Annotated in this window: 15 protein-coding genes; 1 reads left to right on the top strand and 14 read right to left on the bottom strand. The window is 73.4% G+C overall.

The features are described from left to right. Positions 1-91: 91 nt before the first annotated feature. The 7 genes from gatB to ligA form a co-directional block, all read right to left on the bottom strand. Complete coding sequence (gatB, locus tag O7625_RS14125) at positions 92-1591, bottom strand: Asp-tRNA(Asn)/Glu-tRNA(Gln) amidotransferase subunit GatB (protein WP_282346392.1); 1500 nt, start codon at positions 1589-1591, stop codon at positions 92-94. 94 nt (positions 1592-1685) lie between these two features. Beyond that, the gene (locus O7625_RS14120; RefSeq protein WP_282346391.1) at positions 1686-2315 is read right to left on the bottom strand and encodes a DUF4276 family protein; all 630 of its coding nucleotides are present in this window, start codon (positions 2313-2315) and stop codon (positions 1686-1688) included. Beyond that, a complete protein-coding gene (locus O7625_RS14115) occupies positions 2315-3706 on the bottom strand; it encodes an AAA family ATPase (protein WP_282346390.1) in 1392 nt (463 codons plus the stop codon). Before O7625_RS14115 ends, O7625_RS14120 begins: the two co-directional genes overlap by 1 nt. A gap of 10 nt (positions 3707-3716) precedes the next feature. After that, on the bottom strand, positions 3717-5192 hold the full coding sequence (gene gatA / locus O7625_RS14110) for an Asp-tRNA(Asn)/Glu-tRNA(Gln) amidotransferase subunit GatA (protein ID WP_282346389.1): 1476 nt from the start codon (positions 5190-5192) through the stop codon (positions 3717-3719). Between the two features lie 76 nt (positions 5193-5268). Continuing rightward, positions 5269-5574, bottom strand: a complete 306-nt coding sequence (gene gatC, locus O7625_RS14105) for an Asp-tRNA(Asn)/Glu-tRNA(Gln) amidotransferase subunit GatC (protein WP_067307096.1) — start codon at positions 5572-5574, stop codon at positions 5269-5271. 220 nt (positions 5575-5794) lie between these two features. Further along, on the bottom strand, positions 5795-8368 hold the full coding sequence (locus tag O7625_RS14100) for an EAL domain-containing protein (protein ID WP_282346388.1): 2574 nt from the start codon (positions 8366-8368) through the stop codon (positions 5795-5797). 308 nt (positions 8369-8676) lie between these two features. Beyond that, positions 8677-10815, bottom strand: a complete 2139-nt coding sequence (ligA, locus tag O7625_RS14095) for an NAD-dependent DNA ligase LigA (RefSeq protein ID WP_282346387.1) — start codon at positions 10813-10815, stop codon at positions 8677-8679. Between the two features lie 181 nt (positions 10816-10996). Here ligA and O7625_RS14090 point away from each other — a divergent pair, with 181 nt between their 5' ends. After that, positions 10997-11509 carry a type II toxin-antitoxin system PemK/MazF family toxin gene (locus O7625_RS14090; RefSeq protein ID WP_067314841.1) on the top strand — a complete coding sequence of 171 codons (513 nt, stop codon included), beginning with the start codon at positions 10997-10999 and terminating at the stop codon, positions 11507-11509. 45 nt (positions 11510-11554) lie between these two features. On the opposite strand, the gene O7625_RS14085 is transcribed toward O7625_RS14090, so the two are convergent. The 7 genes from O7625_RS14085 to O7625_RS14055 form a co-directional block, all read right to left on the bottom strand. Beyond that, the gene (locus O7625_RS14085) at positions 11555-12556 is read right to left on the bottom strand and encodes an ADP-ribosylglycohydrolase family protein (RefSeq protein WP_282346383.1); all 1002 of its coding nucleotides are present in this window, start codon (positions 12554-12556) and stop codon (positions 11555-11557) included. A 210-nt stretch (positions 12557-12766) separates the two neighbouring features. Then, on the bottom strand, positions 12767-13135 hold the full coding sequence (locus O7625_RS14080; protein ID WP_282346943.1) for a VOC family protein: 369 nt from the start codon (positions 13133-13135) through the stop codon (positions 12767-12769). A gap of 37 nt (positions 13136-13172) precedes the next feature. Then, complete coding sequence (locus O7625_RS14075; RefSeq protein ID WP_282346381.1) at positions 13173-14180, bottom strand: methionine synthase; 1008 nt, start codon at positions 14178-14180, stop codon at positions 13173-13175. 29 nt (positions 14181-14209) lie between these two features. Then, entirely contained in the window at positions 14210-15283 is a 1074-nt protein-coding gene (gene mnmA, locus O7625_RS14070; protein ID WP_067314849.1) for a tRNA 2-thiouridine(34) synthase MnmA, read from the bottom strand. 525 nt (positions 15284-15808) lie between these two features. Continuing rightward, positions 15809-16984 (bottom strand): cysteine desulfurase family protein, encoded by a 1176-nt coding sequence (locus tag O7625_RS14065; RefSeq protein ID WP_282346379.1) that lies wholly within the window; start codon positions 16982-16984, stop codon positions 15809-15811. A 315-nt stretch (positions 16985-17299) separates the two neighbouring features. Next, positions 17300-17968, bottom strand: coding sequence for a class F sortase (locus O7625_RS14060; protein WP_282346377.1), 669 nt, complete (start codon positions 17966-17968; stop codon positions 17300-17302). After that, positions 17965-18795: a DUF4397 domain-containing protein gene (locus tag O7625_RS14055; protein WP_282346375.1), complete on the bottom strand. Its 831-nt coding sequence runs from the start codon at positions 18793-18795 to the stop codon at positions 17965-17967. The genes O7625_RS14060 and O7625_RS14055 overlap by 4 nt, the downstream gene beginning before the upstream one ends. Positions 18796-18959: the final 164 nt, after the last annotated feature.

Raw genomic sequence — 18959 nt, 5'->3', positions numbered from 1 at the left:
GTACCCCGGGGAAAGGGTGAGGGCCACCGCCGGGTCACGGCGGCGGCCCTCGCCGGTCGTGGGCGGAACCCCCGGCTCCGGCCCGCGTGGGTCAGCCCTGGACGCCGAGGCGCTCCAGGATGAGGTCCCGCAGGGTCTTGGCGTCGGCCTGACCCCGGGTCGCCTTCATCACCGCGCCGACCAGCGCGCCGGCCGCCGCCACCTTGCCGCTACGGATCTTGTCGGCGATGGCCGGGTTGGCGGCGATCGCCTCGTCCACGGCGGCGGTGAGCGCCCCGGTGTCGGAGACGACCTCCAGGCCCCGCCTGGTCATGATCTCGGTCGGCGAACCCTCGCCGTCAACCACGCCCTCCAGCACCGTCCGGGCCAGCTTGTCGTTGAGCTTGCCGGCGTCCACCAGGCCCTGCAGCTCGGCGACCTGCGCCGGGGTGGCCCCGATGTCGGCCAGCTCCACGCCGGTCTCGTTGGCCCGGCGGGACAGCTCGCCCAGCCACCACTTGCGGGCCGCCGCCGGGGTGGTGCCGGCTGCCACCGTCGCCTCGATCAGCTCGACCGCACCGGCGTTGAGCACCGACTGCATGTCGAGGTCGGACAGGCCCCACTGCTCCTGAAGCCGGCGGCGGTGCAGCCGGGGCAGCTCCGGCAGGGCCGCCTTCAGCTCGGCCACCCAGGCGGTGTCCGGGGCGAGCGGCACCAGGTCCGGCTCCGGGAAGTACCGGTAGTCGGTGGCGGTCTCCTTGGACCGGCCCGGCGTGGTGTCCCCGGTGTCCTCGTGGAAGTGCCGGGTCTCCTGGGTGATCCGGCCGCCCGCGTCGAGCACCGACGCCTGGCGCAGGATCTCCGAGCGGACCGCCCGCTCCACCGACCGCAGCGAGTTGACGTTCTTGGTCTCGGTGCGGGTGCCCCACTCCTCGCCCGGCAGGTTGAGGGAGGTGTTGACGTCGCAGCGCAGCGACCCCTCCTCCATCCGGACGTCGGAGACGCCCAGCGAGCGCAGCACGTCCCGCAGCTCGGTCACGTACGCCTTGGCCACCTCGGGGGCGAGCGCGCCGGTGCCGGGGACCGGCTTGGTGACGATCTCCACCAGCGGGATGCCGGCCCGGTTGTAGTCGACCAGCGACTCGGTGGCGCCGTGGATCCGGCCGGTGGCCCCGCCGACGTGCAGCGTCTTGCCGGTGTCCTCCTCCAGGTGCACCCGCTCGATGCCGATCCGCACCAGCTCGCCGTCCACCTCGACGTCCAGGTAGCCGTCGGAGCACAGCGGCTCGTCGTACTGGCTGATCTGGAAGTCCTTCGGCATGTCCGGGTAGAAGTAGTTCTTCCGGGCGAACCGGCACCATGCGGCGATGGAGCAGTTCAGCGCCAGGCCGATCCGGATGGTCGCCTCGATGGCCGCGGAGTTGGCCACCGGCAGCGAGCCGGGCAGGCCGAGGCAGACCGGGCAGACCCGGGTGTTCGGCTCGCCGCCGAAGTCGGTCGGGCAACCGCAGAACATCTTGGTGTTCGTGCCCAGCTCGACGTGGGTCTCCAGGCCGATCACCGGCTCGTAGCGCGCAACGACCTCGTCGTACGCGGGCAGTGTCGTGGTCATGAGACGCTCCAGGCGCGATCCGGACAGAACCTGTCCAGCCTAATGGGGTTACCAGGCCGTCTCGCCCCCGGGTTTCCCTCTCCGATGCGGGCAGTCAGACTCGCCGGTAGCCCAGTCGCGTCAGCGCGTCCAGCGTGTCGGACCACCACTGCCGGTAGGCCGGAACATCATCGAGTCTGGCCAGGGAGACCAGCTCACCCAGTTGGCCGAAATGATCGGTGGTGGTACGGCTGACCCGGCCCATGATGTCGTTAAGCGTCTTCTTGGGATCGGCAACACGCTCCACGCGTCTCGGCTGCGCGGGCAAGCCCATCTCCGCATCCGTCCATCGGACGCCGAGCGCGCTGCGCAGCGCGTCGCCGTCGGTCAACAGCCAGGCCTCCGTCTCGCGGACCGGCACCACGGCGACCAGTTGCTCTGCCCGGTCCCCCCACAGGTGCCGAAGCGGGCGCAGCCATTCGGCGGCGACCCGGTCTGCGTTGGCACCCTGGTCGTGGTGGAAGAAGATGAGTGAGAAGCTGGCGGGATTCTGCTCGACGAGCCTGATCACGTCCGCCGTCGAGCATGGGCCCTTGCGGTCACGCAGGGGCTGCACGTCGGCGACCTCGACGGCGTCCTCGAACTCCGACTGGCAGATGTCAGTCAGCGCCCGGGCAAGCAGCCTCGGGAGAAACTGGTCGTCGGTGACGCCCTCGGACACCAACGCAGAGGTGAGATACCGCATCAGGTGTCCAATTCCGCCATCACCTCGAACTCGGCGATCTCCCGTGGGCTCACCACGCTGCCGACATCCAGCGCATCATCGATCGTGAGTTGTTGCGCCCCAGCGATCGACCGCCAACGGCTGACCCGGCTACGCGCCTTGCCGCGCTGGACCCGGCTCACCACGTCCATAAATACCGCGTCGGACCGGACACGTTCCTGCGCGGGTTCCAGCGCCCGCAGGATCGCCGGCGAGTGACTACTCAGCACCAACTGGGTCAGCGCCGCGCCCTCGGGCCCGGATATCAATGCCCGCTCTACCAGACTCCTGAGATATCTGACGAACTGCGCAAGACGCTGCGGGAAGATGCCGTTCTCCGGCTCCTCGAAGCAGATGAGGCCCGCACCGCGCGGATCGTAGAGCGCCGCCAGCAACGCGATCGCCCGGAGGGTACCGTCCGAGGCGACTCTAGCCGAAAACGGCGCCTCCTCACGGGTCACCACCTCCACCTGGCGTTGTCGACGCGCGTCGTCCTCGGTCAACTGCACACGGACAACCCCGGGAATGACGGCTGCCAGGTCGGCCGAGAGATCGTTCAGAGCGCCCTCGGGCCGGTCCGGACTACCCGTCTCGTCCGCCAGCCGCCGCAGGGTGTTGGCTAGATGTCCACCGTTGGCGGACAGGCTGTCCGGATCGTCGTAGGAATCCGGGGCTCGCAGCGCGCTCGGGTCGAGGTGCAGTAGACGCCATGACTGCATCTCCCGCTTGAGTGCATAGAGCAGCGGGAAGTCGGTGGCGGTCGTCAGGCTGGACAGCACCGTCGCCGTGGCCGCCGTGGCCGGAAGCCTGCGCTTCCGGCCCTGATTGCCCTGCTGCCTGATGCTGAAGACCAAGCGTCCCTGTTCGTCCTGCTCGGTTTCCAACGGATCAGCTCCGGTGCGGTAGGCAACCAACCGCTTACGCTGCTCTGCGGTGAACCGATCCATCCAGGTGTCGCCCACACGCCGGATACGCCGCACCGACTCACTGACAACGTAGGGACGCAGCGTCCCGCTGCTACCCGTCGACCGAAGTTCGATGGTCAGCTCGTACCGGAGTCTCGAATGGTTGACCTCAGCGGTGTCGCCGAACGCGTCGATGACCGAACGACCCAGGAGCACCTCGACCGCGAAGGACATGACCTCTGCCGACGTTCCGTTCGTGTGTTTGTGGAAGAGATCGGCAACGTCACCCCGCATATGCTGGGCAGCTTCCAGGACAGGATCACCGGCCAACCGGCTCAGGAACTGGATGGCGTCGAAGAGGTTCGACTTGCCCGCTGCGTTCCGTCCGATGATCACGAGAAAGGGCGGGATATCCAACGAAAACTCGCGGAACGACTTGAAGCCGTCGATCTCGATTCGCGTCAGCATCCCGCCCGCCTCACAGTGCCGGTGGGGTGAACGTGCCGACCACGGACTCCAGCGCGGCGGCGACCCGGTACATCCGGTCGTCGGCCATCGTCGGGGCCATCACCTGCAGCCCGACCGGCAGCCCCTCGGACAGCCCGCACGGCACCGAGATGCCCGGCCCGCCGTACAGGTTCGTCGGGATGGTGAACAGGTCCGCCAGGTACATCTGGTACGGGTCGGCGGTGCGCGCCCCGATCGGGAACGCCACGAACGGCGTGGTGGGCGAGATCAGCGCGTCGACCTGCTCGAACGCCGCGGTGAAGTCCCGGGTGATCAGGGTACGGACCTTCTGCGCCTGCCCGTAGTAGGCGTCGTAGTAGCCCGAGGAGAGCGCGTAGGTGCCGACCATGATCCGCCGCTTGACCTCGGCGCCGAAGCCGGCCTCCCGGGTCAGCGACATGACCTCCTCCAGCGACCGGTTCCCGTCGTCGCCGACCCGCAGGCCGAACCGCACCCCGTCGAACCGGGCCAGGTTGGAGGAGCACTCGCTCGGCGCGATCAGGTAGTACGCCGGCAGCGCGTACCGGAAGTGCGGGCAGGACACCTCGACGATCTCCGCGCCCAGCTTGGCCAGGGTGTCGACCGACTCGCGGAACGCGGCCATCACGCCCGGCTCCGCGCCCTCGCCGGTGAACTCCTTGACGATGCCGAGCTTCACCCCGGTCAGGTCGCCGCTCGCACCGAGCTTCGCGGCGGCCACCACGTCCGGCACCGGCTGCGGGATGGAGGTGGAGTCACGCGGGTCGTGCCCGCCGATGACCTGGTGCAGCAGCGCCGCGTCGAGCACGGTCCGGGCGCACGGGCCGGGGGTGTCCAGCGAGGAGGAGAACGCGACCAGGCCGTACCGGGAGGTGCCGCCGTAGGTGGGCTTCGCGCCGACGGTGCCGGTGACCGCGCCGGGCTGCCGGATCGAGCCACCGGTGTCGGAGCCGATGGCCAGCGGCGCCTCGTACGCGGCCAGCGCGGCGGCGCTGCCGCCGCCGGAGCCGCCGGGGATCCTGGCCAGGTCCCACGGGTTGTGGGTCGGGCCGTAGGCGGAGTATTCGGTGGAGGAGCCCATCGCGAACTCGTCCATGTTGGTCTTGCCGAGCATCACCGTGCCGGCCGCCTGCAGCCGCTGCACGATCGTCGCGTCGTACGGCGGACGCCAGCCTTCGAGGATCTTCGAGCCGACGGTGGTCGGCACGCCCTTCGTGGTGAGCACGTCCTTCACCGCCACCGGCACCCCGGCCAGCGGCCCGAGCTGCTCACCGGCGGCCCGGCGCTCGTCGACGGCGCGGGCGGCGGTCAGCGCCCCCTCGCTGTCGACGTGCAGGAACGCGTGCACCCGGTCGTCGACGGCGGCGATCCGGTCCAGGTGCGCCCGGGTCACCTCGACCGCGGAGGTCTCCCCGGCGGCCACCAGCCCGGCCAGCTCGGTCGCGGTCATTCTGGTCAGGTCGGTCATGCCGTCGCCTCGCTCCGCTCACCGGCGCCCCGGACACCCGGCGCACTGGGCTCGATGGTTCGCCTGTCACACCCGCTCACGACGCCACGTCCTCGTCCAGGATCCGCGGGACGCGGAACCGCTGCTCGGCGACGTCGGGGGCACCCGACAGCGCCTCCTGCGGGGTCAACCCGGGCACCACCACGTCCTCGCGGAGCACGTTGGTCAGCGGAACCGAGTGCGAGGTCGGCGGGATGTCCGCCGCCGTGACCTCGCCGACCTGCGCGACCGACTGGAGGATCACGTCCAGCTGGCCGGCGAAGGTGTCCAGCTCCTCCTCGGTGACGGCGAGCCGCGACAGTCGCGCGAGGTGCGCGACCTCCTCGCGGGAGATGGCGGCCATCGGTGCCCCCTTCGTGACTGTGCTGCTGCGTCTGGGTGTGCCGGCCGCGCCGTCGGCGGGATGACGCGCGGTGACCGGAGCGAGTCTATTGTCCTGCGCGCACGCCGACGTCTCCGACTCCCCCTCCCGCCCGCGCGGCCCGCCCCGCACCGGCCACCGGGTCCGCCGCCGTCCGCCCGCGCGGCCCGCCCCCGGCCGTCGCCGTCGAGCGGCGGGCGGGTCAGCGGGCGTGCCGGCGGGGGATCTCGGCGTCCGGGCTCGGGACCGGGCTCAGCGGGCGGTAACGGGCCAGCCAGGCGGCCAGCTCCTCGGCGGGCATCGGGCGGGCGTAGAACCAGCCCTGCGCGGCGTCGCAACCGGCCGCGTGCAGCAACCGCCAGGTCCGTTCGTCCTCCACCCCCTCGGCCACCACCCGCAGGCCGAGCGCGCCGGCCAGCTCGATCGTCGACCGGACGATCGCGGCGTCGTCGGCGTCGTCGGCCATTCCCAGCACGAACGACCGGTCCACCTTCACCTCGGCCAACGGCAGCCGGCGCAGGTGCTGCAACGACGAGTAGCCGGTGCCGAAGTCGTCCAGCGAGATGGCCACCCCGAGCTGGTGCAGCCGGGTGATGGTGGCGAGCACCCGTCGGGGGTCGGCCATCAGCGCCCCCTCGGTGATCTCCAGTTGCAGCCGCTCGGGGCGTACCCCGCAGTGGGCCAGCCGGTCGGCGATCCGGTCGACGATCTCGTCGGTGTGCAGGTCGCGGACGCTGACGTTGAGCGACGCCCGCAGCGTGATCCCGGCCGCCGACCACTTGGCGAGCTGCTCCACCACGTCGTCGACCACCCGGTGGGTGAGCAGGCGCATCACCGCGCTCTGCTCGGCCACCCGGATCAGCTCCTCCGGGTCGACCATCCCCCGACGCGGGTGCCACCAGCGCAACAGCGCCTCCACCCCGACCACCTCCCCGGTGGCGATGGCGACCTGCGGTTGGTAGTACATGGTGATCTCGCCGGTCTCCCCCGTGCCCCCGGCCGGACCGCCCGTCCCCGCCGGGTCGTCGGCCGCCGACCGGGCCGGCAGCCCGGCCTCCCGCCCGGTCGGCCGGGGTGGCCCGCCCCGCACCGGCCCGACCGGGGAGGACCCGGGGAGCGCCGGGTGGTCGCGGTACCGGCGGACCGGGTCGGCACCGGTGAGGATCCGGTTCAGCAACTCGTCGGGCTGGGCCGGGGCCGGCCGGGGCCGTCGGCGGGGCAACCACCACCGGCCCGCAACCGGGCCGCCGGGATCCGGGTCGGCGTCGGATTCCGGCCCACCGGGATCCCGGTCGGCGTCGCATCCCGGCCCACCGGGATCCCGGTCGGCGTCGCATCCCGGCCCACCGGGATCCCGGTCGGCGTCGCATCCCGGCCCACCGGCCGGGCTCTCCGCCCCCGGCGGGTCGGTGGCCAGCCGGGGCGGCAGCACGGCGCCGTCGCCACCCCGCACCGGCCGCCCGGCTGCCGGCCTCGCTTCCAGTACGCGGCGCAGGTCGGCCAGGAGCCCCAACCGCTCGGCGGAATGGTGGTCGGACTCGGCGGCGTACACGGCCACCGTGTCGTGGCGGTGCTTGGCGTCGTACATGGCGACGTCGGCGTGGCGCATCAGGGTGGCGTAGTCCTCGCCGTGCTCGGGGTAGAGCGCGATGCCGATCGAGCCGCCGACGTCCAGCGGCAGCCCGTCCAACGACACCGGCTCGGTCAGCGCGGCGGCCACCCGACCGGCCAGCTCCCGCGCCCCGTCCACCCCGTCGAACCCGCCGGCCACGATGGCGAACTCGTCACCGCCCAGCCGGGCCAGCAGGTCCCGGTCGCGCACCACCCCGGCGAGCCGGGCGCTCACCTCGACCAGCAGCCGGTCCCCGACCGCATGGCCGAGCGCGTCGTTGACGTTCTTGAACCGGTCCAGATCGATCAGCAGGAGGGCCAGCCGCCCGCCCGGCTCCCCCCGGGCGACCCGCTCGGCGTGCCGGTGCACCTGTTCGGCCACCTCGGCGAGCAGCGCCTTGCGGTTGGGCAGGCCGGTGAGCGGGTCGAGGGCGGCGAGCTGCTCCTGCTCGTCGGAGAGGTAGGCCATCCGGTAGACCGCGAACAGCGGCACCAGCACCAGCGGGATCAGCGCGGCGGTGGCCCGCGCGGCGGTGACCAGGACCGGGGCGAGCAGCAGCAGCGAACCGGTGGAGAGCAGCTCGAACGGCAGCCCCTGCCGGGCCGCGGGCCACCACCGGCCGCCGAACCGCAGTCGCAGCGCGGTGCTGACCAGGCCGTAGTTGACCGCGAACCAGGTGACCGTCGCGCCGGCCGCGGCGAGCACGTCGGTCCACCCCGGCCGGTGGCCGTCGAACAGGCCGCCCGGCCCGAGCCGGAGCACCAGGTACGCGGCGGCGAGCGCGCAGGTGTACTGGGCCGCGTTGAAGGCGGTCCGCCAGGGGGCGTGACCCAGCCGTACGCCGGAGACGACGACCGCGACGGTCTGCACGAGCACCGCCGGCCCGAGCCCCCAGCCGAGCAGGATGGCGAACGTGAAGCAGGTGGAGGGGAAGACCGCGGAGGTCTGCCGACGTCCCGAGGGCACGAAGGGGCGGGCGTCGCACCCGACCGCGAGCACCGCCATCGTCCAGAACGCCGCCGACAGCAGGTCCGGTCGACCGACGAGACCGACCAGCGGCAGGACGGAGACCACGACGGCCAGCCCGATCACCCCGGCGACGAGGCCCAGGAACGGCGTCTCCCGCCCGGACGGGAGGCGGTTGCGGGGATCGGCGGGCTCCATCGCACCTCCCGGGCACACCCAGTCAGGGTGTACGCCGGCCGTACACCTGCCACCATGAAACGCCCTGCCGGCCGGTGGACCCGCACGACAGCCACGAATCGGGCGTAGTCGTGACTAAGTTGGTATACGACCCCAAGGCTCGCCTATGGGTGGAGCAGGACACGCCGCGTGCGGCCCCGGGACGTCCGCACCGGGCGGCACGACCGGGGCGGCGGCGCACGACGCCCGGACCGGGCGGCACCGCACGGGCGCACGACGCCCCGGCCGGGTGGCACGGCGCAGGTACGGCACGGGGCTGACGCCCGGGGTCAGCTCTCCTCGACCCGGGCCACCTTCCGGGCGGCCTCCGGGCCGGCGTCCAGCAGCACCCGGAAGCCGTCCTCGTCGAGCACCGGCACCTTCAGCCCGGCCGCCTTGTCCGCCTTGGAACCGGGATTGTCGCCCACCACCACGAAACCGGTCTTCTTGGAGACCGAGCCGGTGACCTTCCCGCCCCGGCTCTGGATCGCCTCGGCCGCCTGGTCCCGGCTGAACCCGGCGAGCGTGCCGGTCACCACGACGGTGACCCCCTCCAACGGGCGCGGCCCCTCGTCGACCGCCTCCTCGGCCATCCGTACCCCCGCCTCGGCCCACTTGCGGACCACGTCGCGGTGCCAGTCGACGGCGAACCACTCCTTGACGCTGGCGGCGATCGTCGGGCCGACACCGTCGACCGAGGACAGCTCCTCCTCGGCCGCCGCCTCGATCGCCTCGATCGAGCGGAAGTGCCGGGCCAGGGCCTGCGCGGCCGTCGGGCCGACGTGCCGGATGGAGAGTGCCACCAGCACCCGCCACAGGTCACGTTCCCGGGCCACGGCGAGGTTGTCGAGCAGCTTGGTCGCGTTGGTGCCGAGGCTGCCGTCCTTGTTGACGAAGAACGGGGAGCGGGCGAGCCGTTCCGCGTCGAGGGAGAACAGGTCGCCCTCGTCGGTGATGATCTCGGCGTCGAGCAGCGCGGCGGCGCCCTTGTAGCCGAGCACCTCGATGTCGAACCCGCCCCGCCCGGCGAGGTGGAAGACCCGTTCCCGCAACTGCGCGGGACAGCTGCGGGTGTTGGGGCAGCGGATGTCGACGTCGCTCTCCTTGGCCGGGGCGAGCGGCGTGCCACAGGACGGGCAGGTGGTCGGCATGACGAACGGACGGGCGTCGGCGGGACGCAGCGCGACCACCGGGCCGAGCACCTCGGGGATCACGTCGCCGGCCTTGCGCAGCACCACCGTGTCCCCGATCAGCACCCCCTTGCGCTCGACCTCGCGGGCGTTGTGCAGGGTGGCCTGGGCGACCGTCGAGCCGGCCACGTGCACCGGCTCCAGCACCGCGTACGGGGTGATCCGACCGGTCCGCCCGACGCCGACCTCGATGTCGAGCAGCCGGGTGTTGACCTCCTCCGGCGGATACTTGAAGGCGATCGCCCACCGGGGCGCCCGGCTGGTCGAGCCGAGCCGGCCCTGGATGGGGACCGGGTCGACCTTCACCACCACCCCGTCGATCTCGTGCTCGACGTCGTGCCGGTGCTCGGCGTAGTGGGCGACGTACTCCGCCACCCCGGCGAGGTCCGGCACCACCCGCCAACGGTCGCTGGTCGGCAGCCCCCACGCCTTCAGCGCCGCGTACGACTCGGACTGGGTGGCCGGACGAAAGCCGGTACGGGCGCCGGTGCCGTGCACCACCAGCCGCAACGGCCGGGACGCGGTGATCCGGGGGTCCTTCTGGCGCAGGCTGCCGGCGGCGGCGTTGCGCGGATTGGCGAACGGTGCCCGGCCCTGCTCGACCAGGGTGGCGTTGAGGTCGGCGAAGCCGGCGACCGGGAAGTAGATCTCGCCGCGTACCTCCAGCAGCTCCGGCACGTCGGGGAACTCGTCGGACGGGGTGAGCCGGGCCGGCACGCCGCGGATGCTGCGGACGTTGGCGGTGACGTCCTCGCCGGTGCGCCCGTCGCCCCGGGTGGCCGCCCGCACCAGCCGGCCCTTCTCGTAGGTCAGGTTGATGGCCAGGCCGTCGACCTTCAGCTCGCACAGGTAGGGCACCGGGCCACCGGCGTCCCGCTCGACCCGCTCGGCCCAGGCGGCCAACTCCTCGTCGGCGAAGGCGTTGTCCAGCGAGAGCATCCGCTCGGCGTGGGTGACCGGGGTGAAGTCGGTGGAGAACGTGCCGCCGACCCGCTGGGTGGGTGAATCCGGGGTGCGCAGCGCCGGGTACTCCGCCTCCAACGCCTCCAGCTCGCGCAGCTGGCGGTCGAACTCGGCGTCGGGAATCGTCGGCGCGTCGAGGACGTAGTAACGGTACTGGTGTTCGGTCACCTCCTGGCCCAGCGTGGCGTGCCGCTCCCGCGCCTCGGGGGTCGGCTCACCACCGGCCGCCGCCTCCTGTGCCGCACTGACCTGCTGGGGAACCTCTTCTTTCGACACCCTGTCGCCTCCGGACATCGTGCGAACCTCCCCGGTGATCACGCTACTGGAGCACGGTAACGGGCCGGTGGGACATTCCCCCTGCCTCCCCCACCGCGCCCGACGGGCGCCCGCCACCCGACCGTGCGACGATCGCCGCACCTCGGCGGCGCGGTGCCGCCCGGACGGAGGCGGGGTATCGATGCCGGAGTGGGTGTGGTGGGGGCTGCTGATCGTGCTGGCGGTCGTCGCCGGCTGGGTCTGGAACGAGTGGCGTCGACGCGGTGGTCGACCCTCCAGCGGCGGCCAGCGCACCCGGCCGCCGCGCGGCACCCCGCCCCGCGACCGGGCCCGACCGACCGCGCCACCCCGCCCCCGCACCCCCACCGGTACGCCCCGACCGGGTGACATCTGGTGGGCGGACGTGCCGTTCCACGACGGCACCGGCTCGAAGGTCCGGCCCTGCCTGGTGGTACGCGCCGACGACCGGGGCGCCGAGGTACTCAAGATCACCAGTCAGGACAAGAGCGACCGGGACGACCACGTACGGATCCCGACCCGGGACTGGGATCCGGACGCCGAGCACGACAGCTGGCTCGACCTCGCCGAGCCGCTGCGGATCCCGGCCGACGCGTTCTCCCGCCGGGCCGGCGGCTGCGACCCGGCCCTGTGGCGTCAGGTGAAACGCCTGCACGGACGGCGCAGCCCGGCCTGACCCACCCCGCCCACCACGCGGCGGGCACCGGGCCTGCCGGGCGGGTCAGTCCCAGGCCGTGCCGAGGGTGGTGAGCTGATCGGCGTACTCGATGCGGGTGGACCACCCGGCCGGCCAGCCCGGCAGCCCGTGCGCGGCCCCGAGGAACGCGCCGGCCAGCGCGGCGATCGAGTCCGAGTCGCCCGCGGTGGCCGCTCCCCGGGCGATCGCGGCGACCGGGTCGTCGGGGTGCCACAGGACGCAGAGCAGCGCCGTGGCCAGCGCCTCCTCGGCGACCCAGCCCTCACCGGTGTACCGGCACGGATCGCCGCCGTCGTCCGGCCGGCGCAGCGCGGCGGCGAGCCGGTCCAGCGCCTCCAGGCACTCGTCCCAGCCCGGCGCGATGAACGCGGTCGGGGAGGTCGCCCCCGACCGTTGCCACAGGTCACCGAGCCAGTCGTCCCGGTACGTCCGCCGCTCGGTGCGGGCCCGGTCGGCCAGCAGGCCGGGCAGCTCCGTCGGGGCCGCGCCGCCACGCAGCAGCCGCACCGCGTACGCGGTCAGCTCGCTGGCGGCCAGGCCGGTCGGGTGACCGTGGGTGAGACCGGCCTGGAGCTGGGACAGCCCGGCGAGGGTGTCCAGGTCGACGTCGATCAGCCCGACCGGGGTGACCCGCATGTTGGCGCCGCACCCCTTCGAGTCGACCACCGTCGCCTGCTGCCAGGCCAGCCCCCGGCCCAGCTCCCCGCAGGCCCGCAGGCAGGTCATCCCCGGTGCCCGGTTGTTGTCCGGGCTGGCGGCCCAGTCCAGGAAGCGCCGCCGGAGCAGCGGTTCGACCACCTCCGGGGTGTGCACGGGGGCGTCGTGCAGTGCCCACCCCACCGCGAGCGCCATCTGGGTGTCGTCGGTGACCAGCACCGGATCGCCGACCAGCTCCCGCGGGCCGCCCGGGCCGTACCGGCGGTGGATCTCCGGTACGGAGAGGAACTCGGTCGGTTTGCCGAGCGCATCGCCGTAGGCCAGCCCGAAGAGCGAACCGGAGGCGCGACGCAGCAGGGAATCGATCACGACCCGATCATGCCCCGCCCCGGCCACCCCGGCACGCCGGAGACCACCGGCCGGCAGCCCGGCCACCGGCCCGAGCTGCGGCCGACGCCCCGCCAGCAGCCTGAGCTGCGGTCGACGCCCGGCCAGCGGCCTGAGTTGCGGTCGACGCCCCGCCAGCAGCCAGAGCTGCGGTCGACGCCCGGCCGGCGGTCGACGGCACGGCCGGCGGCGTCAGTCCCAGCAGAGGCAGAAGGGGTGGCCCACCGGGTCGGCGTAGACCCGGAAGCCCTCGCCCTCGCCGGGCAGCCGCCGGGCGCCCAGGGCGAGCGCCGCCTTCTCGGCCACCTCGATGTCGTCGACAGTGACGTCGAGGTGGAACTGCTGCGGCCTGGCCGGATCCGGCCAGGCCGGGGGAATCAGGTCGGATGCCTGCTGGAAGGCGAGCCGGGGCGACCGCCCGACCGGCCCGCCGAGCACCACCCACTCGTCGCCCTCGGAGTCCTCCTCGGCCAGGGGCAGGCCGAGCAGCTCGGCGTAGAAGCCGGCCAGGGCGCGCGGGTCGGGGCAGTCGATGGCCACGGTACGCAGTTTCCCAATCATGACCGTCATCCTGCCCACCCGGTACGACGGAAAACCCTCACGCCTCGTGCAGCCGCCGCGCGGCGTCCCGGCAGGCGGTGAGGACCGCACGGGCCTGCTCCGGGGTCGCCCCGGCCAGCCCACAGGCCGGGGTGACCACCACCTGTTCGGCGAGCTGGCGGCGCGGAAAGCCGAGCCGGTCCCAGAGTCCGCGTACCCGGTCGGCGAGCTGGGCCGAGGTCGGTGGGTGGCCGGCCGACGACGGCTGCGTCGGGGCCACCCCGGCCAGCAGGCCGAAGCCGGCGTCGATCGCCTCGCCCAGCGGGTCCAGGTCGGTGAGCAGGGCGAGGTCCAGGGCCACCCCGACCGCCCCGGCGGTGCGGAGCAGCTCCAGCGGCACGTCCGGGGCGCAGCAGTGCACCACCGTCGGCACCCCGACCGCGCTGATCACGTCGCCGAGCAGACCACGGGCGACCGCCGTGTCCACCGGTCGGTAGGTGCCCAGCCCGCTCTCGGTCCGCACCCGACCCGCCAGCGCCGCCGGCAGCGACGGCTCGTCGAGCTGGAGCAGCACCGACGCGCGGGGCAGCCGGCGGGCCACCGCCTCGACGTGCAGCCGCAGCCCTTCGGCCAGCGAGGCGGTCAGCTCCCGCACCGCCCCCGGGTCACGCAGCAGCCGGCCGCCGATCGGCAACTCCACCGCGGTGGCCAGGGTGAACGGCCCCGCCGCCTGCACCTTCACCGGCCCGGCGTACGCCTCGGCCTGCTCGGCGAGCTGGTCCAGGTCACGTTCCATCAGGTCCCGGGCGCGGCGCAGGTCCCGACCGGGGCGGGGGGCGATCCGCCAGCGGGCGGCGTACAGCTCGACCGGCAGCTCGACCAGGAGCCCGCCGCTGCGCCCGATCAGGTCCGCGCCCGGACCCCGGGCGGGCAACTCGGGCAGGTGCGGCAGGGCGGGCAGTTCACCGAGGACGATCCGCTGCGCCTCGGCGATGTCGGTGCCGGGTAGCGAGCCGATGCCGGTCGCCGCGCCCGCCGGCCAGGGCCAGAGCTGCTGTGGTTTCACCGCCGAAGGGTAACCGGCCCCCGGACGGATCAGCCGGTGATGGTGGCGGAACCGAGCACCACGTCCCCGGCCGGATCCGGCCGGTACGCCACGACCGCCTGCCCGGCGGCCACCCCGCGGACGGGACGGCGCAGCTCGGCGACGAACGTGTCGCCGTCCACCGTCACGGTCGCCGGTACGACGTCACCGTGCGCCCGCAACTGCACCTCGCACTCGATCGGCGTGCCCGGCAGCTCGCCACCGGTCCACACCGGACGACTGGCGCGGACCAGCGAGACCTCCAGCGCCTCGGCGGGACCGACGGTGACCGTGTTGGTCTTCGGGGTGATGGAGAGCACGTAGCGCGGCCGGCCGTCCGGGGCCGGTCGGTCCAGGTGCAGGCCCCGCCGCTGACCCACCGTGTAGGCGTACGCGCCGGTGTGGCTGCCCACCACCGCGCCGGTCAACGCGTCGACCACCTCACCGGGGGTTTCGCCGAGCCGCCCGGCGAGGAAGCCCCGGGTGTCGCCGTCGGCGATGAAGCAGATGTCGTGCGAGTCGGGCTTGTCGGCCACCGCCAGGTCACGCCGGGCCGCCTCGGCCCGGACCTCCGCCTTGGTGGCGTCGCCGAGCGGGAACATCGACCGGTCGAGCTGCGCGCGGGTCAGCACCGCCAGCACGTACGACTGGTCCTTGGCGAGGTCGACGCTGCGGCGCAGCAGACCGTCGGGGCCGAGCCGGGCGTGGTGACCGGTGACCACGGCGTCGAACCCCAGCGCCACGGCCCGGTCCAGCACCGCCGCGAACTTGATCTTCTCGTTGCAGCGCAGACACGGATTCGGGGTACGCCCGGCCGCGTACTCGGCCACGAAGTCGTCCACCACGTCGGCGTGGAACCGCTCGGCCATGTCCCACACGTAGAAGGGGATACCGAGCACGTCGGCCGCCCGCCGCGCGTCCCGGGAGTCCTCCAGCGTGCAACACCCGCGGGCGCCGGTCCGGAAGGTCTGCGGATTACGGGCCAGGGCAAGGTGCACCCCGGTCACGTCGTGGCCGGCTGCCACCGCCCGCGCTGCCGCGACAGCGGAGTCCACCCCACCCGACATCGCCGCCAGAACCCTCACAGCCACCCCCCTCTCCCCACCAACCCTACCCACCCCCCTCCCCCACGCCGTGCTCCGTGCCCCGTGCCCCTCCCCACCCGGTCCCCCTCGCCCCGCCCCGGCTCACCCCAGTCCCACCCCCTCTACCGCCCCGCCTGGCCCCGCCTTGCCTGCCCCCCGTCCCGCCCGGCCCTCTCCCGCCCCGGTGATCAAGAGGTTTAGGTCATCCGCGAGCCCGTTCCTCGCCTAAACCTCTTGATCACCAGGCGCCCCCATCCGCTCCGGCCCGACCTGGAGCGGATCAAGGGCTCGCGGGTGCTGCGGGTGGGCTTTGGGGTGGGTGACCAAGAGGTTTGCGTCACCCTTTGGGCGAGATTTTGACGCAACTCTCTTGATCACCGGGGCGGAGCGAGCCGGGGCCGGCCGGAACGGGGCGGAGCGAGCCGGGGCCGGCCGGAACGGGGCGGAGCGAGCCGGGGCCGGCCGGGGCCGGCCGAAACGGGGCCAGCCGAAACGGGGCGGAGCGGGACCGGCCGGGGTGGGGGGTCAGCGGGGGGTGCGGAGGGCGGCGGCTCGGCGGGCGCGGTCGACGGCGGTGGGGAGGGCGGCGATGAGGGCGTCGACGTCGGCGGGGGTGCTGGTGTGGCCGAGGGTGAAGCGCAGCGAGGAGCGGGCCCGGTCGTGGTCGGCACCCATCGCGAGCAGGACGTGACTGGGCTGGGCCACCCCGGCCGAGCAGGCCGATCCGGTGGAGCAGGCGATCCCCTGGGCGTCGAGCAGGAGCAGCAGGGCGTCCCCCTCGCAACCGGGGAAGGAGAAGTGCGCGTTGCCGGGCAGCCGGTTGACAGTGTCACCGTTGAACACCACCTCGGGCACCGCCTCCCGGACCCGCCGCACCAGGTCGTCGCGGAGCCCGGCCACCCGGGCCGCGTACTCCTGCTGGGCCTTGACCGCCGTCTCGACGGCGACCGCGAAGGCGACGATGCCGGCGGTGTCCAGGGTGCCGGAGCGGACGTCGCGTTCCTGGCCACCGCCGTGCAGCAGCGGGGTCGCCGCGACGTCCCGGGCGAGCAGCAGCGCGCCGACCCCGGTCGGACCGCCGAGTTTGTGCCCGGTCACGGTCAACGCGGACACCCCGCTGGCCGCGAAGTCGACCGGGACCTGGCCGACCGCCTGCACGGCGTCGGTGTGGAACGGCACCCCGTGCTCGGCGGCCACCGCGGCCAGCTCGGCCACGGGCTGAACGGTGCCTACCTCGTTGTTGGCCCACATGGCGGTCACCACGGCGACCCGCTCGGCGTGCTCGGCCAACCGGGCGCGGAGCAGTTCCGGGTCGAGCTGGCCGGCGGCGTCCGTGGGCAGCCAGTCGACCTCGGCGCCCTCGTGGTCGGCCAGCCAGTCGACCGCGTCGAGGACGGCGTGGTGCTCGACCGCGCTGGAAACCACCCGGAGCCGGTCGGGCCGGGCGGCCCGCCGGGCCCAGAAGATGCCCTTGACCGCGAGGTTGTCGCTCTCGGTTCCGCCGCCGGTGAAGATGACCTCGGACGGGCGGGCACCCAGCACCGCGGCCACCCGCTCGCGGGACTCCTCCACCCGACGCCGGGCACGCCGGCCTGCCGCGTGCAGTGACGACGCGTTGCCGACCTCACGGGCGGTGGCGACGTACGCCGCCAACGCCTCGTCGAGCATCGGGGTGGTCGCCGCGTGATCCAGGTATGCCATCACCGTTCAGCGTAACGGCCGGGGCACGGTCAGCCGGATACCGGACCGCTCGTACCGAAGCGTGGATCGGCCCGACCGGACCGGGAACCGCGCCCGCCCCACGCGGGCCGGGAGACGAAGCGGCCGGGGCCGGGACCGGATCGGCCCCCGCCCCGGCCGGCACGGCCGAGCGTCACGCCGGAACGGCCGAGCGTCACGCCGGCACCGCCCCGCCACGCCGGCACCGCCGAGCATCACGCCGGAACGACCGAGCGTCACACGAGCATCACGCCGGAACGGCCGAGCGTCACGCCGGAACGGCTGAGCATCACGCCGTCACGCCGGTACGGCGGTGACGACGATGTTGTCCCGGTAGTGGCGGGTCTTCGGGTCGAACGGGCCACCACAGGTGATCAACGTGAGCCGCGGCTTGCCGTCCCGGGCGAAGTACCGGTCCAGCGGGATCTTCGTCTTGGCGTACTCCTCGCGGGAAACGACCCGGTAGGCCCGCTGCTTCCCGTCGGCGCCGGTGGCGGTGAGGGTGTCGCCGCGGTCCAGTTCGCGGAGCCGGAAGAACGCCCCCTTGCCCTGCTCGGAGCTGTCGACGTGACCGGCGACCACCACCGAGCCGGCGGCGGTCTCCAGCCCGGGGCCGTACCGGTACCAGCCGATCTGGTCGACGCTCGGCGGGACGTCGAACTCGTCGGTCCGCGGGTCGACGCCCACCGGGTTGACCGTGGCGGTGACGTCGATCGCCGGGATGCGCAGCTTCACCGGCGGGACGGTCCGGTCGTCGGCGGGCAGGTCACCGGCGGTCACCGGCACCGACGGGCCGCCACCGGTGCCGGTCGTCGGGCTCGGCGGGCCGCTGCTGGCCAGCGCCGCCGCCTCGTCCGCGCCGACGTCCTCGGCCGGTTGCGATCCGCAGGCGACCACGGTGGCGATGGTGAGCGCGGCGACGCCGGCGGCCATCGCCGCCAGCGCCCCGCGGTGTCGCACCGTCACCGGCGACCGGTCCGGGTGGCGGCCACCCGCGCGCCGCCGCCGACCAGCAGCAGTACGCCGGCACCGGCCAGCACGTACCACCAGGTGTCCACGCCGGTGCCGGCCTGGCCGCCGGTGCCGCTGGGCACCCCGCCCGGGGCGGAGTGCAGGCCGGTGATGGTCTGGGCGACCAGGTCGAGGTTCTTGCCCTCGGCGGAGCCGGTCGCGTAGACGATGGTGGCGGTGCCCTCCTTGAGGGTCAGGTCCGCCGGGCCGATCGCCACGGTGTCGGTGCCGGCCAGCACCACGTCGGCCTTGACCGTGCCGGCGTCGACGTCGGCCTTGGCCTCCTTCGGGTTGGTCAGCCCCTCGAAGACCGGCTTGCCGCCGGCCCGGACGTCGACCGCCGGAGCGGCGGCGGTGTGCCGGACGATCAGCCGGGCCTTGCCGGCGGCCAGCTTGGCGGTGTCGTTGACGAACGGGGTGATCTGCGGCTTGCCGTCCGCGCTGAGGTGCGCGGCGAGGCTGATGTTGGCGCCGCCGGGCACCTCGGCGTCGTCGACCTTCAGGATGGCGCTGCCGATGGGCTGGCCGGGCTTGGTCAGGGCGATGTCGTACTCGCCCTCGGCGAGGGTCAGCGGGCCGGCCACGTCGCCGGGCTTGAAGTTGTCGAGGGTCTTCTTGCCGTTGACGTAGACGTCGACCGGGGTGTCCGGGATGCCGTGCACGACGGAGACCTTGGACGAGGCGGCGTAGGCCGGGCTCGTGGTCGCGGCGCCGACGCCGGCGAAGGCCAGGGCGGCCACCGCACCGCCTGCGGCGACCCGACGGAAGATAGCGAGCTGCATGTCTGCCTCCTGGTGATTGGTACTGGTTCGTCAGGTCTGGCTTGCAGAACGGGTTACGCCACCCGTCGCCGCACCGGATGCAGCCGCGGACCACTTTCTTTTTCTTCGTCCGAAGCGCATCCGGGACCGCCGTCGGGGACGAACAGCAGGTGAGACGAGTGGAG

It is taken from the genome of Micromonospora sp. WMMD714 (assembly GCF_029581315.1).
Lineage (GTDB): Bacteria > Actinomycetota > Actinomycetes > Mycobacteriales > Micromonosporaceae > Micromonospora > Micromonospora rifamycinica.
Note: the sequence above shows the minus strand (reverse complement) of the source record. Positions and strands in the feature narration are given on the sequence as shown.